We start from the raw sequence: 25,907 nt of genomic DNA, 5'->3' as shown, positions 1-25,907 counted from the left end.
AATCTAATTGGTAATATATAAAATAACTACCAATCTTTTCCTGCTGTCCATCCACCATCAACGATTAAATTAGTTCCTGTACAAAAACTAGCTTCTTCACTTGCTAAGTACAAAACAGCACTAGAAATTTCATTAGGTTCCCCCCAACGTTTCATAGCGTGTAAGTTTCTTACTTTTTGTGAAGCAACTTCATCTTGAAAATACCTTTCAGTCAAAGGTGTTCGAATAACTCCTGGTCCAACAGCATTCACTCTAATATCATATTTAGCCAAATCCATTGCTAATTGCTTTGTCATACCAGCTGTAGCATGCTTTGAAGCTGTATAAGCGCACCTATTAGGTGCTGATGTTATACTTAATGTTGAAGAAGTTATAACTATGTTGCCTTTGTTTTTCATATCAATACAATGCTTAGCAAATGTTTGAGCTGTAATAAAAACACCAGTTACATTTATATCAATAACCTTTCTCCATTCTTCAATAGACAGTTCTATTGGTGATACAATTTCTCTAATTCCAGCATTACAGAATGCAACATCTAAACTTCCAAAATGTTTATAAGCATTGTTCATTATTTCAATTGTTTCGTCTTGATTTGTTACATCTAATTTAAATGGTTCTGAACTACCACCAGCAGATTGTATTTCATCTGCTACTCTTTTCGCCATATCAAAGTCTAAATCTGTAACTACAACATTTGCACCTTCTTTGGCAAAACTTAATCCCGTTTGACGACCTATGCCCCCTGCAGCACCAGTAATAAAGACAGTTTTGTTTTTAAATCTCATTGAAAATTCTCCCCTTTAATGCAAGTTTATTTGAAATAACCTTTTTGACAACAAATAATCTAACTGGGAGCAGTCGATTGGATATAGAACATTTAGTATTTGAAACTGGCCCTAAAAGAGTAGGTCCCTTTAGTCACGCTGTTAAGGCAGGTGGCTTTATTTTTGTTACTGGACAAATGCCAACATTGCCAGATAATCCTGAAGTACTGGTTAGTAATGACGTAGAAGAACAAACTCATCAAGTTATGACAAATCTTATAAACGTTTTAAAACAATCAGGATCTTCGTTGGATAGGGTAACATTTGTGAGGGTTTATTTAGTAAACTTTCAAGATTTTGATAAAGTAAATAAAATTTACAAATCGTATTTTGACGAAAACAAACTTCCTGCTAGAACTTGTATTGGTGTAACTGGTCTTGCTGTAGGCGCATCTGTTGAAATTGATCTAATAGCAAAACAATGATTTAGAAAAAATTAATTTATGAAAAAGAGAGATAGTGCTTTTAAAAAAGGTATTTTAACTGGCTTTGGTTTCCCTGGAATTGGAATGAGTGCTGCCATGTTTGGTTATGGTGTTTTTGCAGGAGAAGCTGGGCTTGATCTTTTCTTATGTTTAGGAGCACTCATAATACTTTGGAGCATGCCAGGAATGGTTATTTTTGTTTCATTATATACAATTGGAACACCTATATTACTATTATTTAGTACTGTTTTATTAGCTAACATGAGACAGTTCTTTTTAGTATTGTCAGGAATGACTATAATAAACATTCACAGTCATAAAATTTCATTTATTTCTAAATTATTGTGGGCACATCTTATTAGCCCTACAGGTTGGGCCGAGCTAACTAAAGCTAAAGATGAGCTTGAAGAAAAAGAGCTTTTGACTTTTTTTAAAGGGTTAACTTTAGCTTTGGTAACGATAACATCTTTTACTACTGTACTTGGCTATAAATTATTTTTTTTCCTACCTGCAGATATTGTATCAATCCCTATTTTTATTATGCCATTATATTTAACTATATTAATGTTAAGAGCTGTTGAAATATATTATAGGGTAGCTGTTATTTCTGGAGGAATAATTTGCCCTCTTCTCTTTCCTTATATTGGTGACTGGAGTTTAATCATTGCAGGTCTTTTTGGAGGAACTATAGGTCTGTTTACTAGTTACCTAGTTCAGAAAGGAAATAGTAATGTTTGATACTTCAACATTTTATGATGAATTATTGCCTTGGTTCATGCTTTTCATAGCAAGTTTAGGCATATTTATATGGCGATTTCTTGGACTTATTTTATCCAGTAAAATTCGTAAAGACAGTTTTTTTGCAAAATGGATAAACGCTGTTGCATTTGCAATGACTACAGGCTTAATGGTACGTATTATTTTTTTCCCAACTGGTGCTTTAGCAGAAACTGAATTGCTTGAAAGGCTAATACCATTTCTTCTAGGAGTTATAATATTTTTATTTTTTTCAAGAACTCCTATTATAGGTCTTGTAGCTGGTGTTTTAGCATTTAGTTCAACGGTTATTTATAATCAAATTATTTAATTATCCGAAACTAATTGCCTGGCAATAATAAGTTTTTGCAATTCGTTAGTACCTTCTCCAATAGCTAACAAAGGCGCATCCCTATAATACCTTTCAATGTTATATTCAGGAGAATATCCAAAACCTCCATGAATTCTCATAGCTTCAGTTGAATTAAATAACGCTGTTTCAGTAGCAAATAATTTTGCCATACCTGCCTGTAAATCCGATCTATTTCCTGAATCATATGCTTTTGCTGCTTGCTCTGTTAATAGCCTAGATGCTTCTAATCTAGTTGCCATCTCAGCTAGTTTAATTTGAATTGATTGATGTTCACTTATAGGTTTCCCAAAAGTCTTTCTGACCTTGGCATATTCTATAGAGTCCTCTAAAGCGGCTCTTGAAACACCAACCCCCCTAGCTGCAACATTTATTCGTCCTAGCTCTAAACCTGCTAAAATTTGCTTTAAACCCTGACCTTCTAATTCACCAATTAAATTAGAGGCTGGAACTTTTACATTATCTAATTGCACTTCACCAGTATCTATTCCTCTATAACCAAGTTTCTTTAATTTTCTAGATACAAAACCATGCTTTTTTTCAACAAGAATTAAACTCATGCCTTTATGAGCCGGTTTAATATTGGCATCTGTTTTAACTAAAACGGCTAAAATTGAACCTTCTACAGAATTAGTAATCCAAGTTTTATTTCCATTGATTATGTAATCATCGCCTTCTTTTTGTGCTTTGGTTTTTATTGACTGTAAATCTGTTCCACAATCTGGTTCTGTAAGCGCAATACCACCCCTAATTTCACCAGATGCAAATTTTGGAAGATAATATTGTTTCATTTCTTCTGTACCAAATCTCTCAACCGCTGCGCACATTATTAGATGAGAATTAAAAATACCTGACACTGACATCCATACTGCTGATACATTTTCAACGATTTTTGAATAAGTAACTGCCGACAGACCTAACCCTCCATATTCAGGAGATATAGTCGCACCAAAAAGGCCTAGTTCAGCCATTTTGTCTGCAATTAATTGTGGATATTTATCTTCAGACTCAAATTCTTTAACAAAGGGTTTCACATCTTTTTCTAAAAACTTATTTATTGTATCTATAATAAGAATATCTTCTTCGGATGTAGCACTTTTAGGATCAATATCTACTAATCTTTGTTCATTCATAATCTACTCCTTAAAACTTACACATCAATTTGACTAAATTCAAAAATTGAATTTACATTATTTGCTTGATCAATTTTAAGCATCATCTCTGTTAATTGATCAACTCTCTTATTTGATAAATATGGCTCAGTTAAGCCTTTAAATTTTGAAATAAACTCATCATCCTTCATAAAATTTTCTGGTTCTCCTTTTGGGATTTTCACAAATTTTTCATGCTTAACGCCATTCACTACTAATTTGACTTTAGCACTCATATACTCTGGACAACATTTTTCAGCATCTTCATCTGGACTAACTTTTATTTTATTACAAAAGGAAAGAGTATCATTGTTATTTAAATGTTTATTGTAATCATCCCAGTTTAATCCTCCGCTCTTAACTGTAACCGCAGCACAAAAAGGCATAGAAAACTGTCCATCCACTATACTTTTAGGATGTTGTTTATCCTTTAATGGATAACCAATTATATTCAATGCTGTTTCAGATAATCCAATGTCAATATTGTCGACATCTTCAGATGAAAAGCCTAATTCATTTTTAAGCTCTATAATGCCATCAATTGCTGCGTGACTATACCTACAGGATGGGTAAGGTTTTACACCTAAATTCAGAGTTTCAAATTTTTTGCCAAGGCCATGTAAAGCTTTTTTGAAGTCACCACCAGACGCATATGAATGAAAGTAACCCCATTGCCCTTCAAATGCTTGTGATGGCCCTTTAAAACCTTCCCCAGCCATAGTGGCACAACTTAAGCCATTTTGTGCTGCTTGACCAACATGTGATCTTTTGGTCCAAGCTCCATCTGTAAGGAATTGCATGGAACCTGCCGATTGACTTAATGCAATCCCAAAAGCCGAAATAAACTGATCTTTAGTTAAACCCATAAGATACCCTGCTGCTGCAACCGCTCCAAAAACACCACATGTTGCAGTAGGATGAAATCCTTTTTTGTAATGTGCTGATGATCCGCCTGCCAAACCTAATCTTATTTGAGTTTCGTAACCAACAACACATGCAGTTATCAATTCTTGCCCTGATGATTTGTTCATTTGAGCCGCAGCCAATGCTGCTGACAAAATAGGTGCACTTGAATGAAGCGATGCCTCTGCATGAGTGTCATCAAAATCAAGTGAATGAGCTAAAGTTCCATTTAATAAAGCGGCTGCACTTGGTGTATAGGTTTTTTTGTCAGAAAAAACTTGGCAACTGCCATTCCTCATTTCTAATTTATCAATTGCAGAAACTAGACTAGTGGTTGATTCAGCATCATGCCTAGCCCTAATAATAATTCCTACTGTATCTAAAATTAACAATTTAGTTCTTTTAATAACTTCTGGAGGCAAGTCTTCATATTTTAATTCTTCACAAAACTCAGCAAACTTTTCTGTCATATTTTCCATTTATTCCTCCAATTAACTTCACTAAAACGTTAAACTAAAATTTAATTTTACAAAACCAAAAAATAACCCTTACTATGTATAAATTTTAAAATTAAAAAGAATGAGTAACATGACAAACCCATATGAATTAACTGCAACCGAAGCAATTGAACTTATAAAAAATAGAAAATTGTCTATATACGAATGGGTTTTAAGTTGCTTTGATAAAATTAAACAAAAAGATAGCGACGTAAAGGCATGGATATATCTAGATGAAAAAAATGCCTTAAAAAAAGCAAGGGAACTTGACGAATTAAATGATAGTTCTTTATTAGGAATCCCTTTTGGAATTAAAGATATCATTGATGCTAGCAACATTCCTTCTGGATTAGGAACTCCTTTTTATGAAAATAATATACCTTCAAGAGACGCTGGTTCGGTTTCTATTGCCAAACAATCTGGATGTATATTTCTAGGCAAAACAGTATCAACTGAACTCGGTCATAGAGGCCCTGGACAAACAACAAATCCACATAATAAAAATTTTACACCAGGTGGATCAAGCTCTGGATCAGCAGCAGCTGTAGCTGCTATGATGGCACCAGTTTGTTTTGGAACACAGACAACCGGTTCAGTCATTAGGCCTGCAGCTTATTGCGGAATAGTTGGATACAAACCTACTTATGGAGACTTTGACAAATCTGGAATACTTCCAAATTCGCCAACAATTGATACCTTAGGATTAATGACAAGATCTGTTGAAGATGTATCTCTTTTTCGTTCAATATTATTAGAAGAAAAAATTATAAAACCTAAAAATATTGATTTGAAAAATATTAAAATTGGTTTTGTTAGAACACCGCATTGGGATAAAACTGACATTTCAACACAAAATAACTTAGAAAAATTTATCGAAAAACTGCGTGTTGAAAAACTTGATATAACTGATATTAATCTAAATCAAATTATTTCAAAAGCTGATCAATTACACTTAGACATAAGCGGCTACGAATTTAAAAGATCTATTTCTTACGAAAGATTTAATTACTATAACGAATTAAGTGATCAACTTAGAAGTGGAAGATTAAATGATGGATATCAGGTCACTAACAAACTATATAAGGCTGCCATAAAAAAACTTTCTATTTTAAAAAATGAAATTGATGAAGTTTTTAAAGACATAGATCTTATAATTACTCCAAGTGCACCTGGTGAAGCTTTAAAAGGGCTTGGATATACTGGTTCACCTATGTTTAACACGACATGGTCGTTGAGCGGCAACCCTTGCGTAACTTTGCCATTATTTAAAGGGTTACAAAATCTACCAATTGGCTGTCAACTAGTTACAAAGTTTGGAAATGACGACGAATTGCTAGATTATTCTAAAACTATTTATGATAATTATTTAAAATGAGATACTACCAAAATCTCAGGTAAGGTTAGAGCTAGCGCTGGAAATAACAATACTATTATTAAAACCACGGTGTCTGATATACAAAAAGGAAATGAACCCTTTATAACAGTCGTTACAGGCAACCCTGTTACACCACTAACTGCAAACAAGTTAAGTCCAACAGGCGGAATAACACTACCTATTTCTATACATAAAGCTGTTAATATCCCAAGATGAATTGGATCGACACCAAGTGCTAAAGCAACTGGAAAATAAATTGGTACAGTTAACACTAAAATAGCCACACCAGTTAAAAACATAGACAAAAATAACAATGAACCCATTAATGCAAAAAGAAATCCATGTTTAGATAAACCTAATTCACCAGCCCATTCAGCAATCATCATAGGCCAGCCCATATTTGCTAAGTAAAATTGAAATATTCCAACACAACCTAGTAAGAAAAATACAACAGCTGTAAGATTCATTGTTCTTATTGTTGTTGGCATAACTTCTTTTATAAAAGTTTTACGCTTAAATATTAATCCATAAAACAAAGCATAAGCAGCGGCAGCGGCACCAGCTTCAGTCGGAGTAAATATTCCACCATACAATCCACCTAAAATAATAACCGGCATTAATAAGGCTGGAAGAGCTTCTTTAAAAGATATCCAAACTTCACATAAATCAAACTTACCTCTAGGTAATTTTATAAATAGAGAAACACTCACTATAATTACAGCGTCACTTATAGCCAACATTATCCCAGGAATAATTCCAGCAAAGAATAATTTTATTATATCCATTTCTGTAATAACACCAAATAATATAAGTGTTATGCTTGGAGGTATCAAAAGTGCAATACCACCTGCAGACGCAATCACGCCTGCGGCCATCCACTTTGGGTAACCTCTTTTTACAAGTTCTGGATATGCTATAACACTCATAGCGGCAGCCATAGCAGTAGACGATCCTGAAATAGCTCCGAATAAAACAGCAGCTAACAAAGTTGCGTATGCAAAACCACCTGGAACCCAACCAACTAGGGCATCAGCAAACTTAAAAAGACTTCCAACTAACCCAGTCCGTTCCATTAAAAAACCAGCATAAATAAAGAATGGAATTGCTACTAATGTATATTTAGTTAAGAAACTGAAGAATGCTTCAAATAAGGTGCTGTATGTTAAAAAATCATCAAATAAAACGAGTAAGGCGGTTGCACCAGCAAGTGCTATACCTATAGGCGCACCAGCGAACAAGAGACTAAATAAGTATCCACCTAATGAAAACATTATTTATCTCCTATTCTAAAAAATTTAGACATCTGTTGCCACTTCAACTTCATCAGTAAAGTGATCACCTTTGATATAACTATGAATATCTTCAATAAATTGAAGAAACGAAACCACGCACATTAATCCCATTCCAATTGCAAGTATAAAATGAAAAGGCCACATGTAAAAAAACAAGCTTTCCGTTCTTTCTCCTATTTGTATTGAATACTCAATAGTTGAATAAGCGGTATATGTTAATGATCCTGTAAATAGAGATATAAAAAATGAGACAAAAATTTTAAGAGACCCGACTGTTCGATGAAAGCCTTTAGCATTTAATAACTGAAGCACTGCGCTCATAACTAAATGGCCTCTTTTAATTTGCGTAACACAAATATATAATGCAACAGACGAAACCATTGCATATATGACTGCATCTTGGCCCCACTCAAACACAACTCCAAAAATATATCTTCGAATAATTTCAGCTAATGCAAAGAGTGTGACAGCTATCATTAAATAAGCTGAACAATTTCCTAAAACTAAATTAATATTGGATTTTAATGTATTTGAAATTTTGTAAAATGAATTCATGTTTTTACTTTAATGTAAAAATGTAAGAAGGCCTGAATTAAATCAGGCCTTCTTAAAAATTTATTTTCTAGCTTTTTTCTTATGTAGAGCAGTACCTTTTGCATATTTTGCAAAGTCAGCTGCAAAAGCAGTACAATCTGTTTTTTCTAAAGCACTTGATCCCATCGGGTTAGCTGCTACAAGAGCTTTGGCTTCAGCAGTAAACTGATCAACCATTTTTGCACCTGTTGCGTCAACTTTAGTTTTAATCCAGTTGTTAGTTGCACCACCTTCAGCTTTTTGCAAAACAGCAGCTTCAGTAGGGTTCATAACATAAATACCGGCCTTTGACTTGTCAGTAACTTTATACTTATCAACTAATCTCTTATCATTACAAAAGTTAATAGCCTTTTGAAATGGAATAAAATCGTTAACAATAATATCAGCTAATGCACTCTGTTGCTTCTTAGATAATTTTGACCACCACTTATTAGATGCACCCATCCAATAATAGTCTCCAACAATACCGTTGATACCAGCAACTGTAAAATAAGGAGCTTGTTCTTTAGTAGCATTAAATCCACCTAAGCTTGTTAGAAGTCCATCAATCACTCCAGTTTGAAGCGCAGGAGGAACGTCTCCGAAAGACATTGTGGTAGCATTAGCACCTAATGAACCTAATAATGCATTTTCAGCAGGACCCATACTTCTTATTTTTTTACCAGCAAAGTCAGATGGAACTAGCAATCTACTTTTAACAGCACCTGCGCCCATATACATACTTAAATGTCCTGAACCGAATAAAGTAATTCCATGCTTATCATTAAAAACTTTCTTTAATTGAGCAAAAGTTTTTGTTCCATCAAGACCTTGAATAGCACCAGGAGTTGTTAATTTTCCTGCACCAACAATTGTATTAGCTAATGGCTCAACACTTGATGTTTTTCCAAACTGCCCAGTCATCATCTCTAAGTTACCTTTAGTTAAGGCCTGAGTTCCTTTAGGAACATTATAAAGAGATTTTGCCCAATAAATTTGAACTTTACTTCCAGGTATTTTTTTCTCAACTTGCTCAGCAAAGAAAACTTCTGCTATTGCAGCTGGATGTGGCGGACCAGAGTGATCAGATGCCCAACGCATTTTGATTGGTTTAATTTTGTGACCGTCAGCTGTGGCTAAATTAGTTCCAGCTACAAAAGTCAAGGCTACAGCACTTACTGCACCTAAAAGTGATAATTTAGTCAATTTCATAAAAATTTCCTCCTAATATTTAGAATCACAAACTATATCGTTATACATATTAGGTAAACTATTATTTCTAATAATTTAAATTAATTGCTGAATATGTTATCTATTTAGTCAGATAATTCCATCACTTTTGAAACCTTTTATTTCTTTTTTTGTAAAACCAGCTTCTTCAAGAACAGCATAAGTATCTTCACCAAGTTCAGGAGCCGTTTTATCTTCAAAAGTACTTTTTGAAATATTCACAGGTGTTTTTAATAAACTTATATCTACACCATTCTTAGTTTTTAATTTTTGTATGTTATTTCTGTCTTTCAGAAAAGGGTTCTCTAGAGCTTCTTTCAAGTCTAATATTGGTGCAGCAGGAACAATCCCACCAAATTTATCAAGCCATTCAGCTGTTGTCTTTTTCATAAGTTCTTCATCTAAAATTCTTGTGACTTCATCCCTATTTTCCTGCCTTGTCTTAAAGTTTACAAATCTTGGGTCATCACTTAATTCTTCTCTACCAATATTATCACATAATATTGGCCAAAAACTCTCTTTATTACACATCAGATATATCCATCCATCCTTGGTCTTGTATAATTGACAAGGAACTAAAATTGGATGAGCGGACCTATCTAGCCTTTCACTTTTAAAGTCTGAGTTAAGTGTCCATGCAGCCATATAACTTTGATTAAACATAGCTGTATCAAATAAATTTACGTCAACATCTCTTCCCAGGCCTGTTGATCTAGCTGACAACACAGCACTTACAAGACCGAAAGACATTGTCAGGCCAGACATATAATCTACAATAGAAAGGCCAAATCTTGCAGGAGGACCACTAGGCTCTCCTGTCAAAGAAAAGTATCCTGCTTCAGCTTGCATTAAATAATCATATCCTGGCCAGTTTTTTCTTGGTCCTTCCCTTCCATATGCAGAGCAGTGAGCCGCTACTATAGATTTATTAAAATCTTTAAGTTGATCGTAGGTTATTCCTAATTTTTCAGGAACATCACCTCGTAAATTGTTACAAACAGCATCTGCATTTTGAACTAGTTTTTTTAGAATATTTTTACCTTTTTTAGACAAAACATCTAGGGTGATACTTTTTTTATTTCTATTTAGTGCCTGAAAAAAAATGCTTGAGGCAGAATTTCTGTTTTCACCATCTATAAAATAAGGGCCAATCTCTCTTAAGTAATCTCCACTAGTTCCGGCAGGCTCAACCTTTATAACCTCAGCACCCATATCTGCAAGGTATTGAGTTCCAAATGGTCCTGCACCATATTGTTCAAAGGCTATAACTTTTACTCCAGCAAGAGGTAGATTCATATATGTTTTCCTCTATTTAGCTGTCTCTTCAATGATTTTATCTACTACACTATGTCCACGTTTAGCCACCAAGAAAGACCTAACCATGTCCATAACAACTACTTTATCTTGATTTTTTCCAATATGTCTTACTTTTACAATGCCTTGAGTTGGTCTTGATTTTGATTCTCTTTTGTCCAAAACTTCTGTTTCTGAATATAGCGTGTCACCTACAAAAACAGGTGCTGGAATTTTAATTTCTTCCCATCCAAGATTTGCTATCGCTTTCTGGCTAGTACCACTAACACACATGCCTGTAACAAGAGCTAACGTAAATGCAGAGTTTACCAAATATTTTCCAAATTCTGATTTGGATGCATAATTAGCATCAAAATGAATTGGGTGTGTGTTCATTGTTAAATTAGTAAACCATATGTTATCAGCCTCGCTTACAGTTCTGCCTGGCCAATGTTCATAAACATCCCCTACTTGAAAATCTTCAAAGTATCTTCCAGGATCTTCCCTATATCTTTGGGGGCCTATTTTTCTAATTCCGTAAGTATTTTCATCCATTTAATCCTCCCTTGATATAATCAACCTAGCTACCGCTAACACTGGGGCGTCAACCATTCTTCCTTGATATTTAAAAGCGCCAGTACCCGCAGTTTTAGCCTCTTCTAAAACTCCTTTGGCCCATTCTAACTCCTCACTTGAAGGCCTGTAAGCATCATGAATTGGTTTAATTTGATCTGGATGTATTGCAAATCTTCCTTTGAAACCCATTGATTTTACATATTCGGTTTCTGCTTTGCAACCCTCTGGATCTTTAAAGTCTAACCAAACTCCATCTAAAGCAATTGTGTTATAAATGGCAGCAGCATTAATAATTTTACCCCTACCATAAGCTAAACTAGCTTTTCCCATGTCACCTCCAGTAGAGGCACAATAATCTGCAGAACCAAAACCAATTCCAGAAAATTCTATATCTGAACATTCCCATGTTTCTATATTTGCTATCCCTCTTGGTGTTTCTATTTGCGGAAGGATTAATACCTTTTTACCAACATCATCTAAAAATGTTCTGCATTCATCAGGGGATTCTATTTTAGGTATTGCTATTGAATAGGGGAGCGTTGACAAAGATTTTAACATCTTTATGTCTTCTTGATATTCTTGAGTATCTAACGCATTAATCCTTAATAAAAACTTATCAGACTGTCCGTCATAGTTCCTATTTGCTAAGTCTGCAAAGTTTGATCTACCAACAACTTTCTTATCACCTGCGAGCCCGTCTTCAAGGTCAAATATAACCTTATCAGCACCTGAACCAAGCGCTTTAGGCAACCTCTCAATCTTATCGGTAGGTAAAAATAAAATACTTCTCAAAACTATCTCCTATTATTCTAAAGTTATTTAAAATCAAACTCGGACCTTATTATATCCCCATGCTCATTTAATTCAGGCATCTTGTTAACGGTTGGAATGAAATTATCATGAACAGCTCCTGGACCTAATACTTTTACATCTCCATTTTTTGTACCTATTTCTATATAATTATTTTGAGGATGGTTCTTTAATTGTTCCATATCAGAAATTCTTCCATAAGCCACACTTGCTTCTTCAAGCTTTTGTATCAAATCTTCTCGTTTAAACTCTAAAAATTTTTTTTGGATTATTTTTTCAGTTAATGCTCTATTAGCAACTCTGTCAGCATTCATTTTGAAACGCTTGTCTGTCGCCATTGTCACATCACATAAAACAATTTTACATAAATTTGACCATTCACGATCATTTTGAATGGCAATTAACAGTGTTAGATTATCTTTACAATTATAAGCACCATAAGGAACAATTATTGGATGCGTCATACCATTTCTTTTCGGAATTTTTTGATTGTAAACATAACCTAAATAAAACGGATTCATCCAGTCTGCCAAAGAATTAAACATAGACACTGAAATATGTCTTCCTTTTCCAGAAATCCCTCTTTTAATTAAAGCTTGTAAAATTGCCTGATAAGCTGTCATTCCTGCAGAAATGTCACAAACTGATGGACCGACTTTAGCTCTTCCATCAAAGCCTTCTTTATCAGGAAGTCCCGTTAATTCTATAACCCCTGTCTCAGCTTGTATTAACATATCGTAGGCTTTTTGATTTTTGTAAGGACCGTCATCACCAAAGCCTGAGATAGAACATGTAATTAAAGATGGGAACTCTGATCTTAATTTTTTAAGACTTGTACCAAGTCGATCAAAAGCACCAGGAGCTAAATTTTGAATTAAGATGTCTGCTTTAGATATTATATTTTTTAAGATTACAAAGTCTTTATTGTTTTTTAAATCTAAAGAAATAGATTCTTTACCTCTGTTCAACCAAACAAAGTAAGCACTATTACCAAGAGCATTACTGTCATAATTTCTTGCAAAGTCGCCTTCAGGTCGTTCTACCTTAATCACTCTAGCTCCAGCATCGGCAAGCCTGCAAGATGTATAAGGCGCAGCAACAGCTTGTTCAATTGTAACTACTAACAGTCCTTCTAGGTCTTTACTCGAATCTTGTTTTTCCATTAGCTGGCCAGACAATTAACTAGAGAACTAACCTTGTTTATTTCTGGTTCATCAAGCATTTTTGAAATTTGTTCTGATTTCGATTGTGAAAGCAAAGACACTGACTTACCAACTATTTTCGTTTCAAGAATATTTTTTTCAATTTTATTAGATAAATCATGCGTGTTTTTTATTTCTTGAGATCCATCATGAATTGAAATTACTGATTGCATATCAGTTAACTTTTCATTTGGAACAACTTTAACTTTGTCTCTCATTTTCACCATTTTATCCTCAAAGCAAATATCATCATTATAGCTTTCTAATTTTGAAGTATCAGTTCCATAAATAGACATCGCTGCTGTTAATTTATATGAAAATTTGCTTTCTAAACCTGTTTTTGGTGTCTGAATATTACATACTTTCAACCAAGATGGGTTTGTTTCTATTTTCACTTCTTCTATTGATTCGGGGTTAAAGTTATTTACCTTTTTTAAATCGTCAAGTGCCTCAAGAAATGAATGGAGTCCATGACAACATGCATGAAATTTATATTTAATTTCTGGGAATAAAAATTCTGTTCCTAAGTTTTCAACAGCTCTAGAAGGAATTTCTTTGTTCCAACCATGTGTCTGAAAAAAACCTTGTTCACATTCAATACCATCTTCACGGGAAACAAAACCAAGTTTAGATAATTTAGCCGCTTCAATACCGTTTGAAGCAGCCATACCTGCATGAAAAGGTTTACCCATAGTTCCAAATTGTGATTTAATTCCAGATGCTCTAGTTGAAACTAGACCAAGCGCATTAATGGTTTGATCTTCATTTAAACCTAATAACTTTGAGGCCACTATAGTAGATCCAAATGAACCACTTGTTGCGGTTTGATGAAATCCTGCATTATAATGAGAATATCCAAGAATATGCCCTATTCTTGTAGAAACCTCAACACCTGCCATATAAGCTAAAATAATATCTTCAATTGAAGTATCTAGCTCTTCTCCCAAAGCCAAAGCTGTAGGTAAAGCGCTTGAAGTAGGATGACCTACAAATAGAAAATGTGTGTCATCGTAGTCTAGAGCATGACCAGTTGCTCCATTAGCTAATGCCGCTCCTCTTGAAGATACTTTATGACCATTACTAATAACAGTAGCTTTATTAACACCACTTTCTTCTATAACCATTTCAGATACGATTTTAGATACTGGCTCTTTTTTTCCTGCATAAGCCACACCACACCAGTCTAATATAGACATTTTTGCAAAGAACTTCATTTCATCATTAAAGCTATTTAATTTACAATTAGCTCCATAGCTGCCAAATAATTTAGTTATAGAAACCATTTTCTTCCCCTTTTATTTTAATCAAAATATGCGTCAGCCTGCATTGTCATTCCTGAACCTTCTACTGCGCCCCAGCAACTAATACTTCCATCAGAATTTTCTTTTGCTCCAATTATATAATCACTATTCGCAAAAACTGGAGCCATAACCTTGTGGTTAAATGAAGTTACAGGTTTGCCTTTTAACTTTTCTGCAGCTCTTAACAAAAATGTAGCTTGTAAAGGTCCGTGGACAATCAAATCTGGATAGTTTTCCTCATTTTTACTATAGGGATAATCATAATGTATTCTATGTCCAACAAAGCCAATTGCTGAATAACGAAATAAAATAGTTGGATGCATAAAAATTGTTTCTGTGAAATCTGCGTCTTTTGGTATTATATCAGACACACCAGATCCACCACCTGCTTTAGTAACATCCCTATATACTATATTGTGCAGCTCATGTAATCTTACCTCGTCGTCAACTACATATTCATACTCAGCAGTTACAAAACATAGTTGTCCTGTACGTCCATTTTTCAGCTTTATGTCAGCAACACTAGATTTTTTTATAACTGTGTCTCCAACTCTTAAAGGACTATTTACCTTAATTTGACTACCTGCCCACATTCTTCGTGGAAGGGGAACTGGTGGAAGAAAATCTCCCCTTGCAGGATGCGAATCTACGCCCAGTTCATCATTTTTTTTAAGGTTCCACCCAAGCATCCAATGCAAGCCCGTGGTAGAAGGTTCTCCAATTTTAGGATCTCCCGGATCTATGTTTAAGGTTGCTCTATATCTCTGCTCAACAATTGGCGTTAAATAATCTGTAACTATTTCTGTGTTACCAAGCCATTTATTTAAATGATTTATATCCAAATCTTCATTATCCATTTACTGAGCCTCTAATTTTTTATAAACATGTTAATTATGAATACTATTTAATATAAAAAACACAATATTATCAATTAATAATAAATGGAATTAGATAATGCCCTCTCTTATTATTTATATCGAAGAAAATTTAGATAGGAATGCAAATTTTACTGAACTAGAAGGCGTTGAACATAAATTAATTCAAACAATTACAAAAGAGCTGGAAGCTAAAAAAGATAATTGTCAAATAGTATGGATTTATAGCAAAATTTTAACTTCAAAATATAAAGTTTTTGGAGAATTAAAGTTTAGAGATACTAAAAATAGAGATGATATTAAAAAAGAAAAATGCCTTGAAAAAATAGGTGAGATTTTAAAAAATAAATTTAATGTGAAAATTAGATTAAGATCTTTTGCAATTAATGATTCTTTGATTACAGCACTAGATTTATAAAAAAGACTATTAAATAATATGAGAGGGTTTTGAAATGAATGAAGGGATTGTATTAACAAAAATAGATTACCGAGGAATTGCTGAAGTTACGTTAAATCGTCCAGAAAGAAATAATGCTTACAATGGTGAGATGATATCTGAACTAATTAAAAGCTTTACCTCTTTGTATAAAAATAATGATGTTAGAATAGTATTGATTAGGGGACTAGGGAAACATTTTCAAGGTGGGGCAGACTTAGAATGGCTAAAAGAAATTGGTAAATTAAATGAACAAGAAAACATTGAAGTGTCTAGAAACACCGCATCAGCAATTAAAGGTCTTACAGAATTCCCTAAGCCTACTATTGCTATGATTCATGGAGGGTGTTTTGGAGGCGGCACTGGAATTGCCGCAGCAGCTGACATTGTTATTGCTAGTGAAGATGCCATATTTTCCATAGCAGAAGCCAAATGGGGCGTTATGGCTGGCATTATCATACCTCATTTAAATGTAAGTATTGGAGTTAGAAATGTCAGAAGATATGCTCTAACTTGTGAACGCTTTGATGCAACTGAAGCTAAAAATATAGGGCTTGTCCATCAGATTTGTAAAACTGGAGAACTTGATAACGCCGTTAAACCAATCATTGAGAGCCTACTAATGTCTGCACCTAAAGCGCTAGAACTTACGAAGAAGAGAGCCTTAATTGAAAGCGGTTTGTTGTTAACTGACGATAAGTTTGAAGAATTAGTCATAGAGCATTCAAAAAAAAGGATGACTGAAGAAGCAACAGAAGGGTTAAATAGTTTTTTAGAAAAAAGAACTGCCTCCTGGTATACAAAATAGTTTAATTTTAAGGAAAAATAATATGCCTGCTTTAGTAACTAATTCAAAAATTTGGGGAGAAATGTTTGGAACAAAAGAGATGCATCATGTCTTCTCTGATGAATCAACTATTCAACTTTATTTAGAGGTAGAAGCTGCTCTTGCTAGGTCTCAATCAAAATTAGGTATCATTCCCAAAGAGGCCGGCGAGAAAATAACTTCTGCTGCAATTTTAGATTTAATTAATTGGGACATTCTTAAACAAAGAACTTCAATAGTAGGTTATCCCATTTTACCCTTAGTTGAGCAACTCAGTTTATCGGTTGAAGATGGATATGGTCAATATTGTCACTGGGGTGCAACCACACAGGACATAATGGATACAGCTGATGTGTTGCAGATAAGGAAGGGGTTAAATTTATTATCTAAAGATTTGGATTCAATTGCTAATGCATTATCGAAAATTGTAAAAGATCATATCAACACTCCTATGGCTGGCAGAACACACCTACAACATGCATTACCTGTGCCCTTTGGATATAAGGCTGCCACCTGGTTATCTAGTATAGACAGACATATAAAAAGATTAGAAGAAATTAAATCTCGTATTTTTAATGTATCATTTTTTGGAGCTGCTGGAACGCTTGCTTCGCTTGGAGAGGTTGATGGACTGAACACCCAAGCTAATTTGGCTAAGGAGTTGAATTTAAATGTACCTGATGTTAGTTGGCATTCAATTAGAGATAATTTTTGTGAAGTCACTGGATGGCTAGCCTTAGTTGGTTCTTCATTAGGTAAAATTGCATACGATGTCATGTTGATGATGCAAACAGAAACTCAAGAGGTGGCAGAACCTTTTCTCCATGGAAGGGGATCTTCATCTACTATGCCCCAAAAAAGAAATCCAATCTCTTCAGAAGTTATGTTGGCATGCTCTAAACTATTAAGAGAACATCACTCATCTATGTTAGATGCAATGGTGCTTGATCATGAAAGAGCAACTGGTCAGTGGCATGTGGAATGGTATACTTTACCCAACGCCTTTATCATTTCATCAGCGTGTTTAAGTTCCGCAAAATATCTTCTAGAAGGGTTAGAAATTTCTCCTGAAAACATGAAATTTAATTTAAACAAAACAAATGGCTTAATAGTAGCTGAAGCAGTAATGATGGCTTTGGCCCCCCATATTGGAAGGCAAGTAGCCCATGATATTGTTTACGAATGTTGTCGAGAATCTTTAAAAAATAAAATTACCTTTATTGATGCATTACTATCTGAAAAAGTAATCTCAAATGTATTTAACAAAAAAGATCTAGAAAAAGTTATTGATCCGTCAAATTATCTAGGAGCCGCTCCTGCTATGGCACAAAGGCTTTTAAATAACAGGTAAAATTAATAGGAATAACAATGAAACCATTAATGTCAAAAATTGATCTTGAAAATTTTTTAGAAAAAGAGTTCCCTCAAGTTAGTAATAACTTTAAAATTTTGAACACTAAGCCTAATTCTCTTTCAATGTTAATGCATATTTCAGACGAACACCTTAGACCTGGAGGAACTGTTTCTGGTCCTACAATGTTTCTTTTAGCAGATGTAAGTTTTTATCTGGCAACTTTAAGCATAATAGGGCCAAAAAGTCTTACCGTTACCACTAATTGTTCAATTAATTTTTTAAGAAAACCCAACATTTCAAACCTAATTAGTGAATCAAGAGTATTAAAGATTGGTAAAACTCTGAGTGTAGGGGATGTTTTGATTTACTCAGAAGGCATTAAAGAGCCAGTTGCTCATGCTTCATTAACATACTCAATACCACGTGAATAAAAGAGTTTAATTAAATTCTTTCTTTGTGCCACTCTAAATGATCCGCCATAAACGTTGAGATAAAGTAATAAGAATGATCATAATGTGGTTGCATTCTAAGTTTCAAATTAATATCAGTATTTTTACAAGCTTCTTCTAATAACCAGGGCCTTAAACCTTCTTCAAGAAAACTATCTGCTAGACCTTGATCAATTAAAATTTCAGGAAATGAATATCCATTTTTTATCAATGAAACACTATCGTACATATTCCATACATCTTTATTTTCTCCCAGAAATTTTTTAAAAGCCTCACTTGACCAACTAGCCGTCGAAGGCTCAACAATAGGCGCAAAAGCTGAACAACTTTTGTACTTTTTGGGATTTCTTAAAGCCATTATTAAGGCTCCGTGACCTCCCATTGAATGCCCACAAATACTTTGTCTGGACATATCAAACTCAAAGTTACTTTCTATTAATTGAGGCAGTTCAGTGGTTATGTAACTATACATATTATAGTTATTATCATAGGGATTATTTGTTGCATCAAGATAAAACCCTGCTCCACTCCCAAACTGCCAATTATCTTCCTCATCAGGGACATTTTCTCCCCTAGGACTAGTATCTGGACAAATTACTACTAACCCTAGCTGTGCAGCTTTTTGCCTATATTCACCTTTTTCCATTACGTTTGTGTGATTACAAGTCAAGCCAGACAAGTACCATAAAATGGGAGCATTTTTTGCATTTGGCGGGGTATAAATCGCAAAAGTCATATCACAATTATTCACATTTGATTTGTGAGTATAAACTGCTTGCTTCCCACCATAAGAAAAAGTTTCTGATATTTTTTTCACTAGAATACAACCACTGATCTAATAGAATCACCTGCGTGCATTAAGTCAAAGCCTTTATTTATATCTTCTAGATCTAAAGTATGGGTAATCATAGGATCAATATCAATTTTTCCTTGAAGATACCATTCTACAATTTTAGGCACATCTGTTCTACCTCGAGCGCCTCCAAAGGCAGTACCTTTCCAAATTCTTCCTGTTACAAGTTGGAACGGTCTTGTTGTTATTTCTTGCCCGGCTCCTGCAACACCAATTATTATACTTTCACCCCAACCTTTGTGAGCACACTCAAGAGCTTGACGCATAACATTTACATTTCCAATACATTCAAATGAATAATCTGCCCCGCCTCCAGTTAGTTCAACTAAATGATTAACAAGATCACCTTTTATTTCAGACGGGTTGACAAAGTGCGTCATCCCAAACTTTTTACCCCACGCTTCTTTCTTATTATTCATGTCGACGCCAACAATCATATTAGCCCCTATCATTCTTAAGCCTTGAATAACATTTAGGCCAATGCCGCCGAGTCCAAATACAACAGCATTGCAACCAGCAGAGGCTTTCGCTGTATTTATCACAGCTCCAATACCTGTCGTAACCCCACAGCCAATATAACAAATTTTATCAAATGGGGCCGACTTGTTAACCTTAGCTAAAGCAATTTCTGGAACCACAGTATAGTTTGAAAAAGTAGAGGTGCCCATATAATGTAAAATAGGTTTTCCTTTTATTGAGAAACGACTTGTTCCATCTGGCATTACACCCTGACCTTGAGTGGTTCTAATAGCTTGGCATAAATTGGTCTTTGGATGTAGACAATATTCACATTCTCGGCATTCAGGTGTGTAAAGTGGTATGACGTGATCTCCTTCTTTAAGCGATGTGACACCCTTTCCAACCTCTTTTACTACTCCTGCTCCTTCATGGCCTAAAATTGCAGGAAACAGACCTTCAGGATCATCGCCTGACAAAGTAAATTCATCTGTATGACATATACCTGTAGCTTTTATTTCAACTAAAACTTCACCAAAACGGGGACCATCTAGATCTACTTCCATAATTTCAAGTGGTTTTCCAGCTTCAACAGCAACGGCAGCTCTAGTTTTCATTATCACACCCCATTTTTTATAAATTTGACAATTCTTAAATTTAATTATGATTTAATATCGGTGACTTGCAAGATTTTTTAGTATATAAATTGTTAAATTAAGTTTTATATTTAGGAGCAGTTTATGAGTTTTGTTGAAACTGAAATTAATGGGCAAATTATAACGATCAGGTTAAATCGTCCTGAAAGATTGAATGCTCTAAGTACAGTTATTCGAAACGGAATGGCTGAAGCTTTTAACAGATTTCATGAAGATAATGATCTTGAAGTTGCTATTCTAACGGGCACAGGAAGAGGCTTTTGTGCTGGAGAAGATATGAAAGAATCACTTGATAGAGGTATACCAGGGTCTCCAAAAGAATTCGTTGAGGAAAATTTGGTTGATCCTTTCCAAACAGGTGTTCTTCAAAAGCCAGTTATAGCAGCTGTAAACGGCTTTGCAATGGGTGGTGGTTTCATGTTGGTTGAAAGAACTGATCTTAGAATAGCTGTTAAAGAGGCTATATTTGAAATGTCAGAGGCTAAACGTTGGCTTCTTGGTGGTTACAATCATGGCCATTATGGCAATCTACCTCATCCTATTGCAACTGAAATGGCTTTTGGATACAGAATATCTGCTGAAAGAATGCATCAAGTTGGTTTTATTAATCGTCTTGTAGAAGCAAAAGATTTAATGAGCGAGGCATATTCAATGGCTGAGCATCTCTTAACACTCCCACCTGCTGCTAGAGTTAATACTCTGTATATGATGAAGCACATGGCTCCTAAAATTAGCCCTAATATTGCTGAACTGGCAGAGGAACTTCATCTTCATGGAGATACCGAGGATAGAATGGAAAGTCGACGAGCTTTTGCTGAAAAAAGAAAACCTAATTTCAAAGGTTGGTTAAAGCCAGAAGATCGATATAATATGCCAAAGTTAAAATAAATATTTTTAAATTTTTTATTCTAGTATCAATTAGGAGTAATAGATGACACAAAATACAGGTCCTTTATCTGGAATAAAAGTTGTTACTTGTTCAACAGCACAAGCTGGAACTGTGCCTTACATGTTTATGGCAGATCTTGGAGCTCACGTTATTAAAATTGAAACACCTGAAAAAGGTGATAACAACAGATATTCAGGAGAAATGATCGGCTCATTTAGTTCATTTTTTGAAACTAATAATAGAGGCGTAAAAAGCCTCACATTAAACTTAAAATCAGACGAAGGTAAAGCTATACTTCATAAACTAGTAAAAGAAGCAGAAATATTTGGTCAAAACTTTAGACCTAGAGTTGCCAAAAAGCTGGGCTTTAGTTATGAGGAATTGAAAAAAATTAACCCTGCAATTGTTTATGGGTCTGTCTCTGCTTACGGACCAGATGGTCCAGACGCAGATTTACCAGGAACTGATGCTGTCGGACAGGCTTTAGCTGGGGTTACTGAAGCCTTTTCTATACCTGGACAAAATCTCAGAACAGGTGTTGCTTCTGTAGCTGACGAGACATGTGCTATATTAACATTTGGCGGTGTTTTAGCCGCGTTACTTCATGCAAGGACTACTGGAGTAGGCCAAAAAGTTGAAACATCTTTAGTTGGAAGTGCTTTTAGATTAATGGGCTGGACTATGACGACAGCAATGTGGAAAAACAAACCACCTATAACAGGTGCTAGAATAAATGGAACAAGAGAAAAACCTGGGATAGCAGCATGTTTTAACGACAGTGAAAACAAACCTCTGGCTATGCAAGTTGACAATAAAGATTGGAAACCTGCATTGGAGGCTTTAGGTTTCTATCAAACAATGACGGATAAAAATTTAAGTGACTTAGGATTAGCATTTGAATCTGAAGATAAAAAAAATCAAATTCTTGAGACACTCGCTAGTCTTTTTTCTCAAAATACCCGAGAATATTGGATCGATATTTTAAGAAATGCAGACATTATTTCTACACATGTCAATACAATGCTTGAAGCCTCGAATGAACCCAACATTGCGGATAATAATTATGTAACAGAAAAATACTATCCTGAGGTTGACAAGACATTAAAAATTCACGGCACACCTTGGAAATTTTCTGAAACCCCACCTGTAATTAAAACCGCTCCTAAACTAGGAGAACATAATGAAGAAATTTTAGACAACGTTGGATATTCAAAAGAAGAAATAAAATCATTTAAAGAAAAAGGTATTATTTAATTTCCTTCAACTCTTTTGAAAACTTTTTGAAATTATCTACATAATGTTTTGAAGATCTTGTTAAATTTGCAATAGTTTTGTCGTCTAATTCTTTTACAGCTTTAGCAGGTGAACCAACTATTAATGATCCATCAGGAAATTCTTTATTTTCAGTAACAAGCGCACCAGCTCCAACTAAACAGTTGTTACCTATTTTTGCATTGTTCAAAATTGTAGCTCCCATTCCAATTAGAGTGTTATTTCCAATAGTACAACCATGTATGATAGCATTGTGACCAATCGTACAATTTCTACCTATCGTTACAGGACATCCAGGGTCAACATGAATAATTGTGTTTTCTTGAATATTAGTTTCATCTCCAATTTTAATAAGATCATTGTCTCCTCTTAAAACAGAACCAAACCAAATACCTACATTTTTTCCTAATTCTACTTGCCCCAATACATGAGCTCCAGGCGCTATCCAGTAATCACCTTCATTTGGAAATTTTGGGCTTTTGTCCCCTAAACTATACACACTCATTAAATGTCTCCAACGTCAAAAATTCTTATTAACATATTTTTTTATAATTTATGATTCATTATATTATGCCTACATTATTTAACACAAACTTTAGCATTTTTAATGAATAATAAAGTTAACTCTATTTCATAGTCTACATAATACAGATTTGAAGTTTATTTTATCAAGTCTTATTATTGACAGGAATAAAAATTATACTTTATCTTTAAGCAAATAATACTAATTAATTTTAAAAAAGAGAATTATTATGAATTTGATAAACAGTTCCGCTTCTTTGGGTGGTGAAATAATTGGAATAAAGATAGATGAAAAATTAACTAAAGATCATATTGATTTTATAAATACGTCTTGGGATGAAAGATTAGTTTTAGTTTTTAAGAATCAGAATGTTGACGATAAAACGTTAATAAATTTTAGTAAAAATTTTGGTGAATTAGATCCACCAGGTCCCAATCCATATGGAATAACCTTTTTACCAGAATTTCCAGAAATTAATGTTATTTCAAATGTCAAAAGTAAAGAAGGTACGCCAATAGGTAATTTAGGAGACGGCGAAGCTGTATGGCATGCTGATATGACATACCAAGAAATTCCTCCCAAAGCAGGAATTTTATATTCATTAGAAGTACCAAAAAATCAAGGTAACACTCATTTTGCAAATATGGCTTTAGCCTACGAAGAGCTTCCAAACGCTTTAAAGAGTAAAATAGAGGGTAAAAAGCTCATTCATGATTCTGCGCATAATAGTGCCGGCATGCTAAGAAAAGGCCACTCAGAAATAAAAGAACCTTCTGAAACGCCTGGTGCCAGACACCCAATTGCAATTACAGATCAAAAAACTAATAAAAAGTTTCTTTTTCTAGGGAGAAGACCACACGCATATATAATTGGCTTAGATATAAATGAAAGCGAAGATCTATTGGATGCCATTTGGGAACATGCTACACAAGAAAAGTATACGTGGACACAAAAATGGGAGAAAGGTGATTTATTAATGTGGAAAAACTTGAATGTTCTTCACAAAAGAGATGCCTTTGATCCTAGCACTAGAAGGGTAATGCATAGAACTCAAATTAAGGGTGAAACAAAGATTTATGCATAAATGATAAAGTAATTTATAAAATATTATAATAGCTATTTGAAAAAATGATTTGAATTAAATTACTGTGGCATGCAAGCTTTTGTAAATATTATTAATATTGGGAGGACAATATGACAAAAATAAAAACTTCTTTAAGAAGAAATATAGTCAAAGCAGGTTTAAGTATTGCCACTGTAGCAGGTCTAAGTACTTTTGGTTTAGTTTCTATAGCAAATGCTGACAAATACCCAAGCAAACCTATTGAATTAGTAATTCATGCAAAATATGGTGGAGGAACAGATACAACAGCAAGAATGGTATCTATAAGAACGAGAAGAAACCTAAAAACAGATATATCAATTGTAGCAAAGAGAGGCGGTTCAGGAGCAAAAGCTCAAAACTACGTATTATCTAAGCCTGCTGACGGTTATACAATTATGGCCCTTACACAATCTCATCTTTACACAATGGCTCGGGGAAAGTCTAAAATGAAGATAGATGATATTGTAGGCGTTGCAAGAGCAATGGATGATCCCACTTTTGTAGCGGTATCAGGTAAGGGTAAGTTTAAAACACTAGAAGACCTGGTGGCAGCTTCTAAAAAAGCTCCATTAAATTGGGGCGTGGCTCAAATCGGAGGAACAGAGCATATTGGTCTAGCTCAATTTGCTAAAGAAGCAGGTATTAAATTTAAAGTGGTACCTTTTGGATCTGGAGCTCAAATGGTTCAAGCCCTTATGGCTGGGAAAATCGATGCCACATTGCCAAATGTTAGTGAAGCCGCAAACCAAGTAGCTGATGGAAGTTTCAGGGCTTTAGCTGTAATGGCAGAAGAAAGACTTAAAGATTATCCAAATGTTCCTTCTACTTTCGAAAAAGGGATTAAGGCAAAGTGCTCTACAACCAGAGGATATGCTGTATTGGCTTCTACACCTCAGCCAATAATAGATCAAATATCAAAAGCAATGGTTAAAGCAATGAAACATGATGTTTTTGCTAGTTACCTTGCAGGAGCAGGTCTTACAGTTGAAAGCAGTGTAGCTGGAACTAAGATTTGGGATAAACACCTAAAGGCAGAGTATAAAGTTGCTGCTTCAGCATTACAAGAACTTGGTTTAGTTAAATAAAGTTAAATCTGAGGTTTTAAGAAAAATGTCGACCAAAAAAAATGCACCCAGTAACCTGGGTGCACTATTAAATAAAAAGGATACCATCATTGCTTTATTGATGATTGCTTTAATAGGATTCTTATGGTTTGAAACCACTAAATTTGAAAAAGTTCCTGATTTATTTTCTAATAACATACCTCCTGAAATGTTCCCTCAAATTTTACTTATTATAATTTTAGGAATGATTCTAATTATCCCTTTCGAACATATTTTTTTAAAGAAAAATGGTAAGAATATTGATGCAGGAAGAGATAAACCTATAGAAAAATCAACTTTAGGAACTATGGTTATTTTATCTACTATTGTTGCCTCATCACAAATTTTGGGGGCAGCAATAACAATAATAGCTATAAGTATAGCTTTACCTCTTTACTGGGGTGAAAAACGATTAAAAGTATTAGTACCTTACATAATTGGATTTCCCTTATTTGTAATTATTTTATTCAATATTGTTCTTGGTGTTCATTTTGAACCAGGATTACTCGAACTAATTAAAAATTGACGA

Annotated in this window: 28 protein-coding genes; 13 read left to right on the top strand and 15 right to left on the bottom strand. The window is 34.4% G+C overall.

Annotated elements, in window-relative coordinates; genetic code table 11:
- Positions 1-26 precede the first annotated feature (26 nt).
- Positions 27-788: an SDR family NAD(P)-dependent oxidoreductase gene (locus tag ABXT66_RS00735; RefSeq protein WP_443643754.1), complete on the bottom strand. Its 762-nt coding sequence runs from the start codon at positions 786-788 to the stop codon at positions 27-29.
- A gap of 77 nt (positions 789-865) precedes the next feature.
- Here ABXT66_RS00735 and ABXT66_RS00730 point away from each other — a divergent pair, with 77 nt between their 5' ends.
- Genes ABXT66_RS00730 through ABXT66_RS00720 form a run of 3 tightly spaced genes read left to right on the top strand, consistent with a single transcriptional unit; the run spans position 866 to position 2,339 of the window.
- Entirely contained in the window at positions 866-1,252 is a 387-nt protein-coding gene (locus tag ABXT66_RS00730; RefSeq protein WP_443643753.1) for a RidA family protein, read from the top strand.
- 18 nt (positions 1,253-1,270) lie between these two features.
- On the top strand, positions 1,271-1,990 hold the full coding sequence (locus ABXT66_RS00725) for an AzlC family ABC transporter permease (protein WP_443643752.1): 720 nt from the start codon (positions 1,271-1,273) through the stop codon (positions 1,988-1,990).
- Entirely contained in the window at positions 1,983-2,339 is a 357-nt protein-coding gene (locus ABXT66_RS00720; protein ID WP_443643751.1) for an AzlD domain-containing protein, read from the top strand. The genes ABXT66_RS00725 and ABXT66_RS00720 overlap by 8 nt, the downstream gene beginning before the upstream one ends.
- Here ABXT66_RS00720 and ABXT66_RS00715 read toward each other — a convergent pair.
- Together ABXT66_RS00715 and ABXT66_RS00710 are read right to left on the bottom strand one after the other, a co-directional pair.
- Positions 2,336-3,511: an acyl-CoA dehydrogenase family protein gene (locus tag ABXT66_RS00715; protein ID WP_443643750.1), complete on the bottom strand. Its 1,176-nt coding sequence runs from the start codon at positions 3,509-3,511 to the stop codon at positions 2,336-2,338. The genes ABXT66_RS00720 and ABXT66_RS00715 overlap by 4 nt on opposite strands.
- A gap of 17 nt (positions 3,512-3,528) precedes the next feature.
- Positions 3,529-4,911 (bottom strand): MmgE/PrpD family protein, encoded by a 1,383-nt coding sequence (locus ABXT66_RS00710; RefSeq protein WP_443643749.1) that lies wholly within the window; start codon positions 4,909-4,911, stop codon positions 3,529-3,531.
- 109 nt (positions 4,912-5,020) lie between these two features.
- Between ABXT66_RS00710 and ABXT66_RS00705 the strand changes: the two genes are divergently transcribed.
- Positions 5,021-6,304, top strand: a complete 1,284-nt coding sequence (locus tag ABXT66_RS00705; RefSeq protein ID WP_443643748.1) for an amidase — start codon at positions 5,021-5,023, stop codon at positions 6,302-6,304.
- Here the strand turns inward: ABXT66_RS00705 and ABXT66_RS00700 are convergent.
- The 9 genes from ABXT66_RS00700 to ABXT66_RS00660 form a co-directional block, all read right to left on the bottom strand.
- The gene (locus ABXT66_RS00700; protein WP_443643747.1) at positions 6,292-7,575 is read right to left on the bottom strand and encodes a TRAP transporter large permease; all 1,284 of its coding nucleotides are present in this window, start codon (positions 7,573-7,575) and stop codon (positions 6,292-6,294) included. The genes ABXT66_RS00705 and ABXT66_RS00700 overlap by 13 nt on opposite strands.
- Before the next feature lie 24 nt (positions 7,576-7,599).
- Positions 7,600-8,151, bottom strand: a complete 552-nt coding sequence (locus ABXT66_RS00695; protein WP_443643746.1) for a TRAP transporter small permease — start codon at positions 8,149-8,151, stop codon at positions 7,600-7,602.
- 60 nt (positions 8,152-8,211) lie between these two features.
- Positions 8,212-9,381, bottom strand: a complete 1,170-nt coding sequence (locus ABXT66_RS00690; protein WP_443643745.1) for a TRAP transporter substrate-binding protein — start codon at positions 9,379-9,381, stop codon at positions 8,212-8,214.
- A 108-nt stretch (positions 9,382-9,489) separates the two neighbouring features.
- Positions 9,490-10,695, bottom strand: coding sequence for a CaiB/BaiF CoA transferase family protein (locus ABXT66_RS00685; RefSeq protein WP_443643744.1), 1,206 nt, complete (start codon positions 10,693-10,695; stop codon positions 9,490-9,492).
- Between the two features lie 12 nt (positions 10,696-10,707).
- Positions 10,708-11,247, bottom strand: coding sequence for a MaoC family dehydratase (locus ABXT66_RS00680; RefSeq protein ID WP_443643743.1), 540 nt, complete (start codon positions 11,245-11,247; stop codon positions 10,708-10,710).
- Entirely contained in the window at positions 11,248-12,060 is an 813-nt protein-coding gene (locus ABXT66_RS00675) for an HpcH/HpaI aldolase/citrate lyase family protein (protein WP_443643742.1), read from the bottom strand.
- A 23-nt stretch (positions 12,061-12,083) separates the two neighbouring features.
- Entirely contained in the window at positions 12,084-13,241 is a 1,158-nt protein-coding gene (locus ABXT66_RS00670) for a CaiB/BaiF CoA transferase family protein (protein ID WP_443643741.1), read from the bottom strand.
- On the bottom strand, positions 13,241-14,563 hold the full coding sequence (locus tag ABXT66_RS00665; protein ID WP_443643740.1) for an MmgE/PrpD family protein: 1,323 nt from the start codon (positions 14,561-14,563) through the stop codon (positions 13,241-13,243). The genes ABXT66_RS00670 and ABXT66_RS00665 overlap by 1 nt, the downstream gene beginning before the upstream one ends.
- A 17-nt stretch (positions 14,564-14,580) precedes the next feature.
- Positions 14,581-15,438 carry an FAS1-like dehydratase domain-containing protein gene (locus ABXT66_RS00660; RefSeq protein WP_443643739.1) on the bottom strand — a complete coding sequence of 286 codons (858 nt, stop codon included), beginning with the start codon at positions 15,436-15,438 and terminating at the stop codon, positions 14,581-14,583.
- Positions 15,439-15,535: 97 nt separating this feature from the next.
- Between ABXT66_RS00660 and ABXT66_RS00655 the strand changes: the two genes are divergently transcribed.
- The 4 genes from ABXT66_RS00655 to ABXT66_RS00640 are packed head-to-tail and all read left to right on the top strand — an operon-like array spanning position 15,536 to position 18,503.
- Positions 15,536-15,874, top strand: a complete 339-nt coding sequence (locus tag ABXT66_RS00655) for a hypothetical protein (protein ID WP_443643738.1) — start codon at positions 15,536-15,538, stop codon at positions 15,872-15,874.
- A gap of 34 nt (positions 15,875-15,908) precedes the next feature.
- Complete coding sequence (locus ABXT66_RS00650; protein ID WP_443643737.1) at positions 15,909-16,700, top strand: enoyl-CoA hydratase-related protein; 792 nt, start codon at positions 15,909-15,911, stop codon at positions 16,698-16,700.
- Between the two features lie 22 nt (positions 16,701-16,722).
- Positions 16,723-18,069, top strand: a complete 1,347-nt coding sequence (locus ABXT66_RS00645; protein WP_443643736.1) for a class-II fumarase/aspartase family protein — start codon at positions 16,723-16,725, stop codon at positions 18,067-18,069.
- A 17-nt stretch (positions 18,070-18,086) separates the two neighbouring features.
- Positions 18,087-18,503: a PaaI family thioesterase gene (locus ABXT66_RS00640; RefSeq protein WP_443643735.1), complete on the top strand. Its 417-nt coding sequence runs from the start codon at positions 18,087-18,089 to the stop codon at positions 18,501-18,503.
- Positions 18,504-18,513: 10 nt separating this feature from the next.
- On the opposite strand, the gene fghA is transcribed toward ABXT66_RS00640, so the two are convergent.
- The gene (gene fghA, locus ABXT66_RS00635; protein WP_443643734.1) at positions 18,514-19,338 is read right to left on the bottom strand and encodes an S-formylglutathione hydrolase; all 825 of its coding nucleotides are present in this window, start codon (positions 19,336-19,338) and stop codon (positions 18,514-18,516) included.
- Complete coding sequence (locus ABXT66_RS00630) at positions 19,338-20,447, bottom strand: S-(hydroxymethyl)glutathione dehydrogenase/class III alcohol dehydrogenase (protein ID WP_443643733.1); 1,110 nt, start codon at positions 20,445-20,447, stop codon at positions 19,338-19,340. The genes fghA and ABXT66_RS00630 overlap by 1 nt, the downstream gene beginning before the upstream one ends.
- Positions 20,448-20,570: 123 nt before the next feature.
- Here ABXT66_RS00630 and ABXT66_RS00625 point away from each other — a divergent pair, with 123 nt between their 5' ends.
- Together ABXT66_RS00625 and ABXT66_RS00620 are read left to right on the top strand one after the other, a co-directional pair.
- On the top strand, positions 20,571-21,374 hold the full coding sequence (locus tag ABXT66_RS00625; protein ID WP_443643732.1) for an enoyl-CoA hydratase/isomerase family protein: 804 nt from the start codon (positions 20,571-20,573) through the stop codon (positions 21,372-21,374).
- A 43-nt stretch (positions 21,375-21,417) separates the two neighbouring features.
- On the top strand, positions 21,418-22,629 hold the full coding sequence (locus ABXT66_RS00620; protein ID WP_443643731.1) for a CaiB/BaiF CoA transferase family protein: 1,212 nt from the start codon (positions 21,418-21,420) through the stop codon (positions 22,627-22,629).
- On the opposite strand, the gene ABXT66_RS00615 is transcribed toward ABXT66_RS00620, so the two are convergent.
- Positions 22,622-23,152, bottom strand: a complete 531-nt coding sequence (locus ABXT66_RS00615; protein WP_443643730.1) for a gamma carbonic anhydrase family protein — start codon at positions 23,150-23,152, stop codon at positions 22,622-22,624. The two genes, ABXT66_RS00620 and ABXT66_RS00615, sit on opposite strands and share 8 nt — an antisense overlap.
- A 247-nt stretch (positions 23,153-23,399) precedes the next feature.
- Between ABXT66_RS00615 and ABXT66_RS00610 the strand changes: the two genes are divergently transcribed.
- From ABXT66_RS00610 to ABXT66_RS00600, 3 genes are all read left to right on the top strand, one after another.
- Positions 23,400-24,254 (top strand): TauD/TfdA dioxygenase family protein, encoded by an 855-nt coding sequence (locus ABXT66_RS00610; protein WP_443643729.1) that lies wholly within the window; start codon positions 23,400-23,402, stop codon positions 24,252-24,254.
- A 110-nt stretch (positions 24,255-24,364) separates the two neighbouring features.
- Positions 24,365-25,360 carry a Bug family tripartite tricarboxylate transporter substrate binding protein gene (locus ABXT66_RS00605; protein WP_443643728.1) on the top strand — a complete coding sequence of 332 codons (996 nt, stop codon included), beginning with the start codon at positions 24,365-24,367 and terminating at the stop codon, positions 25,358-25,360.
- A gap of 25 nt (positions 25,361-25,385) precedes the next feature.
- Positions 25,386-25,904 carry a tripartite tricarboxylate transporter TctB family protein gene (locus tag ABXT66_RS00600; RefSeq protein ID WP_443643727.1) on the top strand — a complete coding sequence of 173 codons (519 nt, stop codon included), beginning with the start codon at positions 25,386-25,388 and terminating at the stop codon, positions 25,902-25,904.
- Positions 25,905-25,907 lie beyond the last annotated feature (3 nt).

It is taken from the genome of Candidatus Levibacter sp. Uisw_134_01, from assembly GCF_047717795.1.
Lineage (GTDB): Bacteria > Pseudomonadota > Alphaproteobacteria > Puniceispirillales > Marisalimonadaceae > Marisalimonas.
The sequence above is the reverse complement of the archived record's forward strand: the minus strand, read 5'-3'. Positions and strand labels throughout refer to the sequence as shown.